Genomic DNA, 14,432 nt, shown 5'->3' with positions numbered 1-14,432 from the left:
GGTCAACTGAGCGGTGATGTGGAAGGCGTCCTCGACCGACGCAATGACCGACCGCGCGCCGTCGGCCAGTCGGCGGACTGGCTGGCCTCGTGTTGGAGTTATTTGCAAAGAGGTCGCTGGGCAGCGCTTGTCGGCCGTCTGGGGATTCACTGCCGGAACGCTCTGATACCGTTGTGTGCGGCAAGCGGGCGCAGGCCCATGCCGGTGTCAGGCGGCGCGCTTCCAGGGCTGCCAGCCACCCAGGCGAAGTCCGACCGCGATGCCGGTGAAGGGAATCCTCAGCTCCAGGTCGCGGGGCTGGAAGAAGGTCAGGCGTTCCGGGGCGCCGGTGGAGCCGTATTCCAGGCGGGCGCCCTTCGGTTCCTCCGCGAACTCATCGCTCATCACCTGCCAGATCTCCAGGTCGTCGCCGTGGTTGGAGATCTTGTACTGGCCGCACCGCCAGACCGGGGCCTCGCCCACGCCGCCCTCGACCACCTTCTTGTCGCCGTCCATCTTGACGTCGCCGACGCCGGCGGCACGGCCCGACATGGATGGCCCTTGGCTTTCCGCGCGGAAGCCCAGCCGTAGCCAGGGGGAGCGGGTGCGCGGGATCATGCGGCGCAGCAGGCGCGCGTCCTCCGTCGCGAAATGGTCGGGATCGTCGTACAGGATACGGTCAAGCGCCGCGGCGATGACGAATCGATCGTCGATGGTCAGGCTGCCGGCGGTCAGGTTGCCGGCGGTCGCACGGCTGGTCGGCTCGTTCATACAGCACATCCGTTCACGGGCGCCGGGTCATCATACACGCAACCCTCGCGCCCCCGCACCTAACAAGGTTTTCGGTTTCAAGGTTGGTGCGGTTGGGACCAAATGCCAGACCGGCTCAGGCCGGACTCCACGGCGCGTCCCCACGGCGCTATGCTGCGCCCCCGGCGGCGGCGGCGATCCAGCGCCGTCCCCATCAGAAGGCACCGAAGAGACCCGCCATGAACGACCTGTTCGACACCCCCGCCGCGCTCCGCAGCATCCCCGTGGAGGAGCTGACGGTGGAGCAGGCGCAGGCGGAACTGGCCGCGCTGGCCCAGGAGATCGCCCACCACGACCGGCTCTACCACCAGCAGGACAAGCCGGAGATTTCCGACGCCGCCTACGACGCGCTGGTCCGCCGCAACAACGGGATCGAGGCGCGCTATCCGGAGCTGCGCAGGGCCGATTCGCCCTCGCTGCGCGTCGGCGCCGCCCCGGCGGCGGCCTTCCGCAAGGTGCGGCACGCCCTGCCCATGCTGTCGCTCGGCAACGCCTTCGAGCCGGAGGAGGCGCACGAGTTCGTCGCACGCGTCCGCCGCTTCCTCGGCCTGTCCGACGACGCTCCGCTGGAGTTCGTGGCCGAGCCGAAGATCGACGGGCTGTCCTGCTCGCTGCGTTACGAGAACGGCCGGCTGGTCCTGGCCGCCACCCGCGGCGACGGGACGGAGGGCGAGGACGTGACCGCCAACGTGCGCACCATCCGTGACGTGCCGCAGACCTTGGAGGCGCCTTATCCCGCCGTTCTGGAGGTGCGCGGCGAGGTCTACATGAACCGCGACGACTTCCTGGCGATGAACCGCGCCTACGCGGAGCGGGGGGAGGATCTGTTCGCCAACCCGCGCAACGCCGCCGCCGGGTCGCTGCGCCAGAAGGATTCCAAGGTCACCGCGTCGCGCCCGCTCTGCTTCTTCGGCTACGCGCTGGGCGAGCTGTCGGAGCCGATCGCCGACAGCCAATGGGGCATCCGCGAGCGGCTGCGTGGCTGGGGCTTCTCGCTGAACCGCCCGGCCAACCTGTGCGACGGTGCCGAGGCGCTGCTGACCCATTACCGCAAGATCGGTGAGGAGCGCTCGGCGCTGCCCTTCGACATTGACGGGGTGGTCTACAAGGTCAACAGCCTGGAGCTTCAGCAGCGGCTGGGCTTCGTCAGCCGGGCGCCGCGCTGGGCCATCGCCCACAAATTCCCGGCGGAGCAGGCGCAGACCCGGCTGAAGGGCATCACCATCCAGGTCGGCCGCACCGGCGCCCTGACCCCGGTGGCCGAGCTGGAGGACATCACCGTCGGCGGCGTGGTGGTCAGCCGCGCCACCCTGCACAACGAGGATGAGATCGCCCGCAAGGACGTCCGCATCGGCGATCTGGTGACCGTTCAGCGGGCCGGCGACGTGATCCCGCAGATCGTCGGGGTGGTGGAGGGGCAGCGCCCCGACGACGCCGTGCCCTACGTCTTCCCCGACCATTGCCCGGTCTGCGGCAGCCTCGCCGTGCGCGAGCCGGACGAGGCGGTGCGCCGCTGCACCGGCGGGCTGATCTGCGCCGCCCAGGCCAAGGAGCGGCTGCGCCATTTCGTGTCGCGCAACGCCTTCGACATCGAAGGGCTGGGCGAGAAGACCATCGAGGAGTTCTGGGAGGACGGGCTGATCCGCTCCCCCGTGGACATCTTCACGCTGGAGCGCCGGGTGGCGGCGGGGGAGATCGCCATCCTCGGCCGTCCGGGCTGGAAGGAGAAGTCGGTCGAGAACCTGTTCGCCGCCATCAACCAGCGGCGCGAGCGCATCGACCTGCACCGCTTCATCTTCGCGCTGGGCATCCGCCACATCGGCGAGGTGACGGCCAAGTCGCTGGCCCGCCAGTACGGCTCGATCGACGGCTGGCTGGAGGGGATGGAGCGCGCCGTCGCCAACATGCCGGGCGAGGCGTGGCGCGACCTGCACGCGCTGAGCGGGCTCGGTCCGGTGAAGGCCGACGCTCTGCTCGCTTGGTTCGCCGATCCGGAGAACCTGCCGAAGCTGGACTTCTACGCCGGCCAGGAGGCGCTGCGGCTGGACAGCGTCATCAAGCTGCTAGGCATCAAGAAGGTGGACAGCCGCGCCGCTCAGGCGCTGGCCGAACGCTACGGCGCCCTGGCGGACTGGAAGGCGGCGATGCTCGCCGCGGTCGGCGCGCAACCCGGCCCCGGCTGGGGTGAGCTGGTCGCCATCCCCGACGTCGGCGAGGTCGCCGCGGAGGAGCTGGCCGGCTTCTTCCAGGAGGAGCGCAACCGCGCCATCATCCACGATCTGCGCGCTGCGGGCGTGCGGGTGGCCGACGCCGAGCGCCCGAAGGCGGCCAGCGGCTCCCCCGTCGCCGGCAAGACGGTGGTCTTCACCGGCACGCTGGAGACCATGACCCGCACCGAGGCGAAGACCCGCGCGGAGTCGCTGGGGGCCAAGGTCGCCGGTTCGGTCTCCGCCAAGACCGACTACGTCATCTGCGGGGCGGACGCGGGCAGCAAGGCCGCCAAGGCGCGCGACCTGGGCGTGACCATCCTCAGCGAGCAGGAGTGGGCCGAGCTGATCGCCGGCTGACCGGGCAAAGGGGAGAGGTGGCAGGGGAGGGGCGGCGCGGCCGAGTGCCGCGTTGACGCCCCTCGCCGCCGGTTCCATAAAGGGACAAAGCGCCATAAGAAGAACGAGACGGGGGATCGCCATGGACTCCATTCAATGGTCGCGCTGGATGAGCGTCGGCATCGAAGAACTCGATGAGGATCATCGCGTTCTCGTGGACATCGTCAACAAGCTGGGCGCGGACGAAAACCGCGCCTCTCCTGACGTCGTCGAAGCGATCCTGGACGAGCTGATTCACTACACCAAGGATCATTTCGCACGCGAAGAAGCGCACATGGCCCAGGCCAACTATCCGACCTTCGCCGCGCACAAGGCCCTGCACGACACACTGACGCGCAACGTCGAATCCTATCGCGAACGTTTCCACGCCCAGCGCGACACCATCTCCGGCAACGAGGTGTTCGAATTCTGCGCCGACTGGTTGGGCAAGCACATCCTGAAGGAAGACACCCGCTTCGGCGCCTATGCCGCGGAGCGGTGAGTCTGCTGAATTGGCCCTCGCCCCTCCGCTCACGCGCAAACGAAGTTTGCGCTGACGCGGCAGGCGGACCTTTGGTCCGCCGAAAGCGGGGAGAGGGAGTTCGATCGCGCCATCTCAGTCAAAATCTCAAAAACACCAAATAAAATATTGATATAATTCAATATTCTGAAAATTCTAATCCCCTTGCGCAAAAGTCTCCGCTTTGTCTTTCCGGAAGGGGAGGGGAGTGTGCACGAGACGCGCCTTGCGCGAATCCGAGAGGGGAGGGGGCGCGCGAAACGAAAATGCCCTCCCCGGAAGGGGAGGGCAGGGGCAACGCGACGCGACGAGGCGCGTATCAGGCGACGGCGAGCCGTTCGGTCGCGTGCCATACGGCGCCCGGCAGCGCCGTGCTCGGCGGGGTTTCGTAGCACCAGGCGCTGGCGTCGGCGAACAGCGCGCGCAGCAGAAGGTTGTTTAGGGCGTGGCCGGAGCGGACGCCGTGGAAGTGACCGACGAACATCGCGCCGGCCAGATAGAGGTCGCCGACCGCGTCCAGGATCTTGTGGCGCACGAATTCGTCGTCGAAGCGCAGACCGCCTTCGTTCATCACCTCGTCGCCGGAGATGACCACCGCGTTGTCCAGCGAGCCGCCTCGGGCAAGGCCCATCTTGCGCAGGCCCTCGACCTCGTGCAGGAAGCCGAAGGTGCGGGCGGCGCTGATCTCGTCGCGGAAGGTTTCGGCGTCCAGTTCCACCTCGTGGCTCTGCTGGGCGATGGCCTTGCTGGCGAAGTCGATCTCGAAGCTGAAGCCCGTGGTGTGGTCCGGCGTGAAGGTGGCGCTCTTGTTGCCTTCGGTCACGGTGACCGGCTTCAGGATGCGGATGGCCCGGCGCGGCGCGTTCTGCGACACGGTGCCGGTGCGCTCGATCGCCTCCACAAAGGGGGCGGCGCTGCCGTCCATGATCGGAACCTCGATGTTGTCGAGCGTGACCAGGGCGTTGTCCACGCCGCAGCCGGCCAGGGCCGACATCAGATGCTCGACGGTGCCGATGGTCGTGCCGTGGGCGTTGCCGATGACCGTGCACAGCTTGGTGTCGACCACATGGTCCCAGCGCGCCGGGATCACGGCGGCGGGGCCGCTGAGGTCGCTGCGCCGGAAGACGATGCCGGTGTTCGGCTCGGCCGGGGAAATCGTCAGGGTAACCGTCGCGCCCGTATGCAGCCCGACGCCCGAGCAACGCACCGGCTTCGCCAGGGTACGCTGCAGCATGCCTTCGGTCTTGATGCGATTCTGAGCCACGGTGTCTGTCCCGTTTCAATCTTGGTCTTTGTGCGGCCGATCCGCGATTTGCCGCCGTTCTCCCTCGGGAGGGGGCGGGTCATCGCTTATGACCGCATATGCTAGGTATCATTGGCCCCTGTGGAGGACAAATCACTCTTTGTTACCGTTTGTTGCAGGGCGGTAGAGCACCGTCGCCGGACGCGAAACGGGCACCCTCCGGACACGAAAAGACCGCCCCCGGAGCGTTCTTGCGAAGCTCTGGAGGCGGCTGAAGTCTAACAGGTTGTGGATGCCCGCCGATGCCGCTTCGAAAGAGGCGGCGGCGACCGGCGGGTTGCTGTTGCCCTCAGATCAATTGGGCCAGCCTCGTTGACGCGTCAGTTGGCCTGACGGCGCAGGAAGGCGGGGATGTCCAGCGCTTCCTCGTCGATCTTCTGCGTGGTGCCGTCGCCCATCGCCTGCGGGCGCGGGGCCTGGGCCATCGGTTGTTGCGGAGCGGTCATCGGCGGCTGCGGCATCTGCTGATGCTGGGGCTGCTGATGCTGGGGCTGATGGTGATGCTGCGGCTGGTGCTGCGGCTGCGGGGCCGGCTGCGGCGCGGGTTCGGCCTTGCGGCCGGCCAGACCGGTGACCAGGCCGAACAGGAAGTTCGGCTTGCGGGCCGGCGGTTCCGCCTGGGCGGCCGCGGCGAGCTGGCTCGACATCGGCGGGGCGTTCATCGGCTGGCGCGGGCCGGGGTCGGCGGCCTTCGGGGCGATGAAGTGGCCGTCGCGGCGCTCGCTGTGCAGCGGGCCGGTGGCGACGTTGCGGGCCGGAGCGGACTCGACCGGCTGCATGGCGTCGTGGCTCATCGGCATGTGCGGGTGAGGCGCATGCTGCGGGGCGTGCTGGGCCATCGGGTCGATGGGATGTTGGGCGGAATGCTGGACCGGCTGCTGGACCGGAACATGCTGCTGCACCTCGGACGGATGGAGCTGGGGCTGCATCTGGGGCTGCGGGATGCCGCCCATCGGGCGCGGGGCCAGACCGGCGCCGGGGATCGCCGGGGCGACCTGACCGGAGGAGGCGAGCGGCGCCGGGGCGGCCTGGGTCAGGCCGGCCGCGCCGGCGGGCTTCTTGGCGCCGGCATTGCCGCCGTTGCGGTCGGAGACCAGCGACAGGTTGACCGGGTGCAGGGTGCGCGGGTTGGACATGGCCGCGGCGTCGATGCCGGTGGCGACCACCGACACGCGCATCACGCCGTCCAGCGAGCTGTCGAAGGTCGAGCCGAAGATGATGTTGGCGTCCGGATCGACCTCGTCGCGGACGCGGTTCGCCGCCTCGTCGACCTCGAACAGGGTCATGTCATAGCCGCCGGTGATGTTGATGAGGACGCCGCGGGCACCCTTCATCGACACGTCGTCGAGCAGCGGGTTGGAGATGGCGGCCTCGGCGGCCTCGATGGCGCGGCGCTCGCCGCCGGCCTCGCCGGTGCCCATCATCGCCTTGCCCATCTCGGTCATCACCGAGCGGATGTCGGCGAAGTCGAGGTTGATGAGGCCGGGCATCACCATCAGGTCGGTCACGCCGCGCACGCCGGAATGCAGAACGTCGTCGGCCATCTTGAAGGCGTCCGCGAAGGTCGTCTTCTCGTTGGCGATGCGGAACAGGTTCTGGTTCGGGATGATGATCAGCGTGTCGACATACTGCTGCAGCTCGGCGATGCCCGATTCGGCCAGCCGCATGCGGTGCGCGCCCTCGAAATGGAAGGGCTTGGTCACCACGCCGACGGTCAGCAGGCCGCGCTCGCGGGCCGCGCGGGCGATGACCGGGGCAGCGCCCGTGCCGGTGCCGCCGCCCATGCCGGCGGTGATGAACACCATGTTGGCGCCTTCGAGGTGACCGATGATCTCCTCGAGCTGCTCCTCGGCGGAGGCGCGGCCGACGTCCGGCTTGGAGCCGGCGCCCAGGCCGCGGGTCATGGTGGTGCCGAGCTGGACGCGCTTTTCGCAGAGCGAGCCCTTCAGGGCCTGCGCGTCGGTGTTGCCGACCACGAAGTCCACACCTTCCAGGTTGGACTTGATCATGTTGTTCACGGCGTTGCCGCCGGCGCCGCCGACACCGAAGACGGTGATTCGGGGCTTCAGCTCGGGTTCGATGCTGGGGATGGTCACGTTGATCATGTTATGGCCTCCACAACCTTTTGATTGGTTCGATGCTTTGCGTCGCGGGTCTTTGCCCGGTTGGGTCCGGGTGGTGTTTTTAGGCAGGAATGCCGTGGTGCGGCGGGAGCCTTTTTCGGGCCGGGAACCATTTTCGGTGGGTCATAGGTTCTCCCGCAGCCACAGGCCGACGCGCCCGAAGAACCCCGTGCCGGCGCCAGCCTCATGGCCCGCCACGGGAAGTTCCGCCGGATTGCGCACGGCGTGGAGAAGAAGGCCCGCGGCGGTCGAATAGGATGGACCGCCTTGCGCCTCGTTCAGACCGGTGATCCGCGTCGGTCGCCCGATGCGGACCTGTTTGTCCAGGATCAGCTGCGCCAGCTCGCGCATGCCCGGCAACTGGCTGGCGCCACCCGTCAGGACGACGCGCCGGCCGACCAGCTTCGCGTAGCCGGAATGTTCCAGCCGCGAGCGGACATGCTCGAAGATCTCCTCCAGCCGGGGCTGGATGATGCGCACCAGATAGGATTTCGGCAGGTTGTTGGCGCCGAGGCGCTCCTCCTCGCCGACTTGGGGGACGTCGATCATCTCGCGCTCGTCGGCGGGGCTGGTGATGGCGCTGCCGTGCAGCGTCTTCATGCGCTCCGCATGGACGACCGGCGTGGTCAGCCCGCGCGCGATGTCGTTGGTGACGTGGTTGCCGCCCAGCCGGATGCAGTCCGACCAGACCAGCGTGCCTTCGGAGAAGACGGAGATCGTCGTGGTGCCGCCGCCCATGTCGATGCAGGCGGAGCCCATCTCCATCTCGTCGTCGACCAGACAGGCGAGGCCGGACGCGTAGGGGCTGGCGACCAGACCCTCGATGTCGAGATGGCAGCGGGCCACGCAGGTCTGCAGGTTGCGCACCGCCCCCGCGGGCGAGGTGATGACGTGGGCCTGGACGCCCAGCCGCTCGCCGTACATGCCCTTGGGGTCGCGGATGCCGCGGCTGCCGTCCAGCGCGAAGCCGACGGGGATCGCGTGGACCAGCGCCTGGTCGGGGCCGACCTGCAGGCTGCGGGCGTGGGCCAGCGCGCGGCGGACGTCGCCGTCCGTCACCTCCTGGCCGGAGACGGCGACCTCGGCGTTGAAGCCGTGGGAGATCGGCGAGGACACGTTGACGATCACGTCGCGGATCGTCTCGTTGGCCATCTGCTCGGCCGCGTGCACGGCGGCGCCGATGGACGTCTCCGCCGCTTCCATGTCGATGATGGCGCCGGCGCGCACGCCCGTGGCGATCTGGTGGCCGATCCCCAGGATGCGCACGGCCCCCGCATCCTCGACGCGGGCGATGAGGCAGCACACCTTGGTCGAGCCGACGTCCAGCGCGGCGATGATCCCGCCGCGGGTGGCTCGTTTTGGCTTTTTCGCCCCGTTGAAGCCCATGTTCAGCACAACCCTATGGCCTCGATGCGTCCGGTCGTTCGCGTTTCAGAAAGAGGGGTTCAAAAAGAGGAGTGGCGGAGGATCACGTCTTCTTGCCCGGCTTCTTCTTGTTCTCCTCCTCCGTCCAGGGCAGGACGGCGGTGGCGGAGGTCTGCAGCACGGCGCGGTCGTTCTGGCGCAGGTCGATGGCCACGATGTCGCGGTCGAGGACCTGACCCGTCGCGTCCATCTCCGCCAACTGGCGCAGCGCGGACGGCATGCGGGCTTCCGGCAGTTTCACCACGACACCGTTCTTCAGCTTGAGATCCCAGCGGCGGTCGCCGACCCAGGAGGCGGCGCTCACCTTGTCGCGCAGCGCCGGCACGTTGTCGAGGGCCGCGAGCAGCTTCGGCACCTGCATCGGCGCGTTGGCGCCGACGACCTGCGGCAGCGTCTCGATCCGGCGGTTGCCGCGCCGCGCCAACTCGGTCGCGTCGGCCAGCGGGCGGCCTTCGCGGTCGATGACGGTGAACTTGCGGTCGTGCTGCCAGATCGCCATCGGCTCCCGTTCCGTCAGGCGGACGAACAGGATGCCGGGCAGGTGCCGCTCGATGGAGGCCGAGGCGACCCAGGGCAGGCTTTCCAGCTTCTCCTTGGCGTCGGACAGCGTGACGGCGAGGATCGGGTCGCCGCGCTGCACGCCGAGCACGCGCAGGATGGACGCCGGGTCGGTCTCGGTCCGGCCCTCGACCAGCACGTCGGCGATGGCGAAGCCGGCGGACGCGCTGGTCTGGATCAGGCTTTCCTGCAACGCCGCGGTGGTCTCGGCGAAGGTGCCGCGCTGCCACGCCGACGCGGCCATGCCGGCGACGACCAGGACCGGCGTCAGCAGGATGGCCGCCTTGACCGCGGGACGGGTCCAGCGCGGCCAGGCGCGGCGGCGGTTGCCTTTCTGCGCCGACTTCGCCATGGCGCGCGGCGGCACGGGCCTGTCGTCGCGGGCCCGGTTCGCAGAACCCGCGAAGCCGGCGCGGAACTGCGGATCGATGCTCAGTCGAGTTGACATGCGGCGTTCTCCACCATCCAAGCGACGAGAGCCCCGTAGGTGAGCCCCACGGCGGCGGCTTGTTCGGGAACCAGCGACAGCGGCGTCATGCCCGGCTGGTTGTTGATTTCCAGGAAAAAGAGTCCGTCGGTCCCACTTTTACGATCATCCCAGCGGAAGTCGCTGCGCGAAACGCCGCGGCAACCCAGGGTCCGGTGGGCCAGGACCGCCAACCTCTTGGCTTCTTCCGCGACATGCTCGGGAATCTGCGCGGGCACAGTATGAACGGCATGACCGGCGCTGTATTTAGCCGTGTAGTCATACACCTGTGCTTCGAAGCGGATCTCCGTCACGGTCAGGGCGCGGCATTCGCCGTCCAGCCCGCCCATGACGCCCACGGTCAGTTCGCGGCCCGGAATGAACTCCTCGACCAGGGCGCGCTCGCCGAAGGTCCAGGCGTCGCCAACCGGGCTGTTCTGCCCCTCGCGCACCAGCGTGACCCCGACGGTCGATCCCTCGTCCACCGGCTTGACGATGTATGGGGCGGGCATCGGGTGGGCGCCGCCGGTCAGCTCGCCCTTGGTAAGGACGAGGCCCTTGGGCGAGCGCACGCCGACCGGGGCGAGCAGCGCCTTGGTCATCGCCTTGTCCATGGCGACCGCGGCGGCGCGCACGCCGGAATGGGTGTAGGGGATGCCGAGGAATTCCAGCACGCCCTGGATCGTCCCGTCCTCGCCGCCGCGCCCGTGCAGGGCGTTGAACACCGCGTCGGGGCGCGGGTCGGTCAGCGCGCGCAGCAACCCCTCCAGGTCGCGCTGCACGTCCACCGCGGTGACGCGGTAGCCTTCCTCCTCCAGCGCCTTGGCGACGCCGGCGCCGCTGACCAGCGACACCTCGCGCTCCGCCGACCAGCCGCCCATCAGGACGGCGACATGCTTCTTGTGGGGGGTGGTCATGCGGACGCTCCTTCGCGGGCCACGCCGACCCGCTTGATTTCCCACTCCAGCGTGACGCCGGAGGTCTCGAACACCCGGCGCCGGACCTCTTCGCCCAGCGCCTCCAGCTCCGCCGCGGTGGCGGCGCCCTGGTTGATGAGGAAGTTGCAGTGCTTCTCCGACACCTGCGCGCCGCCGATGGTCAGGCCGCGGCAGCCGGCCTGGTCGATCAGCTCCCACGCCTTGTGGCCGGGCGGATTCTTGAAGGTCGAGCCGCCGGTGCGGGAGCGGACCGGCTGGGTGTCGGCGCGCTTGCCGGAAATCTCCGCCATGCGCTGGGCGATCTCCGCCGGGTCGCCGGCCGCGCCGCGCAGGGTGGCGCCGGTGAAGATGACGTCCTCCGGCACCCCGGCGTGGCGGTAGGTGAAGCCCATCCCGGCGTTGTCGTAGGACACGCGCTCGCCCCGGCGGGTCACGCCCCGGGCGGCGACCAGCACGTCCTTGATCTCGTGGCCGTAGGCGCCGCCGTTCATGCGCAGCGCGCCGCCGATGGTGCCGGGAATGCCGGACAGGAACTCCAGCCCGGCGACGCCGGCGTCGCGCGCCACGGCGGCGACGTTCAGGTCGAGCGCCGCCGCCCCGGCCTCCAGCGTCAGCCCGTCCGCCGCGATGCCGGCGAAGCCGCGGCCCAGCCGGATCACCACGCCGGGAATGCCGCCGTCGCGGATCAGCAGGTTGGAGGCGACGCCGAGCACCGTCACCGGCACGTCGTTCGGCAGTCCGGCCAGGAAGCCCGCCAGATCCTCGGCGTCCTCCGGCCGGAACATGACCTCCGCCGGACCGCCGACGCGGAACCACGTCACGTTGGCCAGCGGTGCCGCGGCGGTCAGCCGTCCGCGGCAGGCGGGCATCCGGTCGATCAGGGCGGCGGTGGTGGCTGTCATCGGAAGACCCGTCACGCCTTGCCCGACAGCTTGTCCAGCTCGCCCGGCAGGGCGTTGGCCCACTGGGTGATGTTGCCGGCGCCCAGGCAGACCACGAGGTCGCCGGACCGCGCGATCTCGCGGATCAGCTGCGGCAGCTCGTCCGGGCCGTGCAGGGCGAGCACCTGACGGTGGCCGTGCATGCGCAGGCCCTCGACGAGGCTGTCGCGGTTGACGTTCTCGATCGGCTGCTCCCCGGCGGCGTAGACGTCGGCCACGATCACCGCGTCGGCGTCGTTGAAGCAGGTGCAGAACTCCTCGAACAGGTTGGCGAGGCGCGAGTAGCGGTGCGGCTGCACGACGGCGATGGTGCGGCCGGTGCCGGCGGTGCGCGCGGCCTTCAGGACGGCGGCGATCTCCACCGGGTGGTGGCCGTAATCGTCGATGACGGTGATGCCGTTCGACTCGCCCGTCTTGGTGAAGCGGCGCTTGACGCCCTGGAACTTCGCCATGCTGTCGCGCATCACCACGTCGGGCAGGCCCATCTCGTTGCCCACGGCGAAGCAGGCCAGCGAGTTCTGGACGTTGTGCGGCCCGTACATCGGCAGGCGGACGCCGATGATCGTCCGGCTCTCCCCGGTGTGGCGGTCGTCGATCACCACGTCATACTCGGCGCCCTCGGTGCCCAGCCGCATGTTCACGGCGCGCACGTCGGCCTGCGGGCTGAAGCCGTAGGTGATGATGCGGCGGTCCGACACGCGCGGGATCATCGCCTGCACCTCCGGATGGTCGATGCAGAGCGCCGCGAAGCCGTAGAAGGGGATGTTCTGGACGAAGCTGTCGAAGGCGGCCCGCATGTTGTCGAAGGTGCCGTAATAGTCCAGATGCTCCGGGTCCATGTTGGTGACCACGGCGATGCAGGCCGGCAGCTTGATGAAGGTGCCGTCGCTCTCGTCCGCCTCGACGACCATCCAGTCGCCGGAGCCCAGCCGCGTGTTGGTGCCGTAGGCGTTGATGATGCCGCCGTTGATGACCGTGGGGTCGAGGTTGGCGTGCTCCAGCATGTTGCCGACCATCGAGGTCGTCGTGGTCTTGCCGTGGGTGCCGCCGATGGCGATGGCCCATTTCAGGCGCATCAGCTCGCCCAGCATCTCGGCGCGGCGGACGACCGGGACCAGGGCGGCGCGGGCGGCGACGACCTCCGGGTTGTCGCGCTTGACGGCGGAGGAGACGACGACGACCGCGGCCCCGGCGATGTTCTCCGCGCGGTGGCCGATGCTGATCTGGATGCCCAGCCCGCGCAGGCGCTTGACGTTGGCGCTCTCCGCCAGGTCGGAACCCTGGACGGTGTAGCCGAGGTTCCGCAGCACTTCGGCGATGCCGCTCATGCCGATGCCGCCGATGCCGACGAAATGGATGGTGCCGATCGAGAGGGGGAGGGCGCGCATGTCTGGATTACTTTCCGCGGCGGAGCATCAGGCTGAGGGTGGCGTCCACGGCCATGTCGGACAGGCCGTAGGGAAGGGGCTGGGCGCCGGTGGCGACGTGCAGCCGGTCGCGCAGGAAGCCGGCGCCGGCGCGCGGCAGCAGCGGGCAGTCGGGCCGGTTGCCCCAGGCGCCTTCGGTCCGCGTCATGGCCGCTGGCCAGTCGCCCAGGGGCCGGGACGAGCGGGGGCGTGCGATGGTGCTGCGCGTTGCCTTGTTCATTCCGCGGCTTCCTTGGTTCGGGCGTGGTTCGGGTTGGCGATCATGTCGAGCACGGCGTCGGCCAGCCGGCGCGCCGCGTCGGCCATGCCCCAGCCGTGGGCGGCCTGCGCCGCGGCGATCAGCGCGTCCGGCGACTCCAGCAGCGCCGTCAGGCGGGCGGCGAGAGCGTCGGCGGTGAAGTCCGACTGCGGCATCAGCCAGGCGGCCCCGGCGGCGGCGAGCTGCCGCGCGTTGGCCGTCTGGTGGTCGTCCATGGCATGGGGATATGGCACAAGAATGGCCGGGCGCCCGATGCAGGTCAGCTCCGCGATGGTCGAGGCGCCGGCCCGCGTCACGGCGAGGTGGCAGGCGGCCAGCCGCTCCGGCACGTCGCGGAAGAAGCTCTCCAGCTCCAGCCCGCCGAGCCCCATGCCGGCGTAGGCGGCGCGGGCGGCCTCCAGGTCCTCGGGCCGGCACTGCTGCGCCAGATGGATGCGGGCGCGCAGGTCGGCGGGCAGCCGGCCCAGCGCTTCGGGGATGACTTCGGAGAAGACGCGCGCGCCCTGGCTGCCGCCCATCACCAGGATGCGGACGGGGCCGCCGGGCGTGGGAACGGCGTAGGCGGCGTCGCGCTGGGCGGCGATCGCCGGGCGGACCGGGTTGCCGGTGCGGACGAGGCGCGGACGGTGCTCCGCCTTCACCGAGGCGACCTCGGGGAAGGCGACGGCGATGCGGCGCGATGCGGCGGCGAGCATCCGGTTGGCGCGGCCGAGCACGGCGTTCTGCTCGTGCAGCATCACCGGCACGCGGCCCTGCGCGGCGGCGTAGACCGTGGGGACGGAGGGGTAGCCGCCGAAGCCGACGACGGCCGCCGGCTTCAGGTGGCGCATCAGCGCGTTGGCGCCGAGCAGGCCGAGGCCCATCTGCCACGCCGCGTTCATCTTGGCCAGCAGGTTGCCGCCGGGGGCGGCGGAGCGGATGCGGTGGACCGTCACCTCCGGCAGGCTGTCGCCGAAGGCCTGGCCGCGCTTGTCGGTGACCAGCGCCACCGCCTCGCCGCGGGCCAGCAGCTCGCGCGCCAGCGCTTCCGCCGGGAAGAAGTGGCCGCCGGTGCCGCCGGCGGCGAGGACAATAGGACGTTGGGTATCGGCCATGCTC

General features: G+C 69.7%; 12 protein-coding genes. 2 read left to right on the top strand and 10 right to left on the bottom strand.

Going from position 1 to position 14,432, the window contains the following annotated elements; genetic code table 11:
- Window positions 1-207 precede the first annotated feature (207 nt).
- The gene (locus tag JJL56_RS05565; protein ID WP_145622600.1) at window positions 208-750 is read right to left on the bottom strand and encodes a hypothetical protein; all 543 of its coding nucleotides are present in this window, start codon (window positions 748-750) and stop codon (window positions 208-210) included.
- A gap of 218 nt (window positions 751-968) precedes the next feature.
- On the opposite strand from JJL56_RS05565, the gene ligA reads away from it, so the two are divergent.
- Window positions 969-3,356, top strand: a complete 2,388-nt coding sequence (gene ligA, locus JJL56_RS05560) for an NAD-dependent DNA ligase LigA (protein ID WP_200484485.1) — start codon at window positions 969-971, stop codon at window positions 3,354-3,356.
- 121 nt (window positions 3,357-3,477) lie between these two features.
- Window positions 3,478-3,876 (top strand): bacteriohemerythrin, encoded by a 399-nt coding sequence (locus JJL56_RS05555; RefSeq protein WP_145622596.1) that lies wholly within the window; start codon window positions 3,478-3,480, stop codon window positions 3,874-3,876.
- A 337-nt stretch (window positions 3,877-4,213) separates the two neighbouring features.
- On the opposite strand, the gene lpxC is transcribed toward JJL56_RS05555, so the two are convergent.
- The 9 genes from lpxC to murG all read right to left on the bottom strand — a co-directional run bounded on the left by lpxC (window position 4,214) and on the right by murG (window position 14,428).
- Window positions 4,214-5,158, bottom strand: coding sequence for a UDP-3-O-acyl-N-acetylglucosamine deacetylase (gene lpxC, locus JJL56_RS05550; RefSeq protein ID WP_200484483.1), 945 nt, complete (start codon window positions 5,156-5,158; stop codon window positions 4,214-4,216).
- A gap of 359 nt (window positions 5,159-5,517) precedes the next feature.
- Window positions 5,518-7,302: a cell division protein FtsZ gene (ftsZ, locus tag JJL56_RS05545; RefSeq protein WP_145622593.1), complete on the bottom strand. Its 1,785-nt coding sequence runs from the start codon at window positions 7,300-7,302 to the stop codon at window positions 5,518-5,520.
- A gap of 141 nt (window positions 7,303-7,443) precedes the next feature.
- Window positions 7,444-8,706 carry a cell division protein FtsA gene (gene ftsA / locus JJL56_RS05540; protein ID WP_170295699.1) on the bottom strand — a complete coding sequence of 421 codons (1,263 nt, stop codon included), beginning with the start codon at window positions 8,704-8,706 and terminating at the stop codon, window positions 7,444-7,446.
- Window positions 8,707-8,788: 82 nt separating this feature from the next.
- Window positions 8,789-9,751, bottom strand: coding sequence for a cell division protein FtsQ/DivIB (locus JJL56_RS05535; protein ID WP_200484482.1), 963 nt, complete (start codon window positions 9,749-9,751; stop codon window positions 8,789-8,791).
- Window positions 9,736-10,686 (bottom strand): D-alanine--D-alanine ligase, encoded by a 951-nt coding sequence (locus JJL56_RS05530; RefSeq protein ID WP_145622586.1) that lies wholly within the window; start codon window positions 10,684-10,686, stop codon window positions 9,736-9,738. Before JJL56_RS05530 ends, JJL56_RS05535 begins: the two co-directional genes overlap by 16 nt.
- Complete coding sequence (gene murB / locus JJL56_RS05525; protein WP_200484480.1) at window positions 10,683-11,609, bottom strand: UDP-N-acetylmuramate dehydrogenase; 927 nt, start codon at window positions 11,607-11,609, stop codon at window positions 10,683-10,685. The genes JJL56_RS05530 and murB overlap by 4 nt, the downstream gene beginning before the upstream one ends.
- A gap of 11 nt (window positions 11,610-11,620) precedes the next feature.
- A complete protein-coding gene (gene murC / locus JJL56_RS05520) occupies window positions 11,621-13,036 on the bottom strand; it encodes a UDP-N-acetylmuramate--L-alanine ligase (protein ID WP_183177948.1) in 1,416 nt (471 codons plus the stop codon).
- 7 nt (window positions 13,037-13,043) lie between these two features.
- Window positions 13,044-13,295: a hypothetical protein gene (locus tag JJL56_RS05515; protein ID WP_200484478.1), complete on the bottom strand. Its 252-nt coding sequence runs from the start codon at window positions 13,293-13,295 to the stop codon at window positions 13,044-13,046.
- Entirely contained in the window at window positions 13,292-14,428 is a 1,137-nt protein-coding gene (murG, locus tag JJL56_RS05510; RefSeq protein ID WP_200484476.1) for an undecaprenyldiphospho-muramoylpentapeptide beta-N-acetylglucosaminyltransferase, read from the bottom strand. The genes JJL56_RS05515 and murG overlap by 4 nt, the downstream gene beginning before the upstream one ends.
- Between the last annotated feature and the right edge of the window lie 4 nt (window positions 14,429-14,432).

Source organism: Azospirillum aestuarii (assembly GCF_016632405.1).
Classification (GTDB): domain Bacteria; phylum Pseudomonadota; class Alphaproteobacteria; order Azospirillales; family Azospirillaceae; genus Azospirillum; species Azospirillum aestuarii.
Note: the sequence above shows the minus strand (reverse complement) of the source record. Positions and strands in the feature narration are given on the sequence as shown.

Excerpts from the sequence above, each read along its gene's own strand:
- JJL56_RS05565 (WP_145622600.1), bottom strand. The coding sequence starts at position 750 with ATGAACGAGCCGACCAGCCGTGCGACCGCCGGCAACCTGACCGCCGGC.
- ligA (WP_200484485.1), top strand. The coding sequence starts at position 969 with ATGAACGACCTGTTCGACACCCCCGCCGCGCTCCGCAGCATCCCCGTG.
- JJL56_RS05555 (WP_145622596.1), top strand. The coding sequence starts at position 3,478 with ATGGACTCCATTCAATGGTCGCGCTGGATGAGCGTCGGCATCGAAGAA.
- ftsZ (WP_145622593.1), bottom strand. The coding sequence starts at position 7,302 with ATGATCAACGTGACCATCCCCAGCATCGAACCCGAGCTGAAGCCCCGA.
- ftsA (WP_170295699.1), bottom strand. The coding sequence starts at position 8,706 with ATGGGCTTCAACGGGGCGAAAAAGCCAAAACGAGCCACCCGCGGCGGG.
- JJL56_RS05535 (WP_200484482.1), bottom strand. The coding sequence starts at position 9,751 with ATGTCAACTCGACTGAGCATCGATCCGCAGTTCCGCGCCGGCTTCGCG.
- JJL56_RS05530 (WP_145622586.1), bottom strand. The coding sequence starts at position 10,686 with ATGACCACCCCCCACAAGAAGCATGTCGCCGTCCTGATGGGCGGCTGG.
- murB (WP_200484480.1), bottom strand. The coding sequence starts at position 11,609 with ATGACAGCCACCACCGCCGCCCTGATCGACCGGATGCCCGCCTGCCGC.
- murC (WP_183177948.1), bottom strand. The coding sequence starts at position 13,036 with ATGCGCGCCCTCCCCCTCTCGATCGGCACCATCCATTTCGTCGGCATC.
- JJL56_RS05515 (WP_200484478.1), bottom strand. The coding sequence starts at position 13,295 with ATGAACAAGGCAACGCGCAGCACCATCGCACGCCCCCGCTCGTCCCGG.
- murG (WP_200484476.1), bottom strand. The coding sequence starts at position 14,428 with ATGGCCGATACCCAACGTCCTATTGTCCTCGCCGCCGGCGGCACCGGC.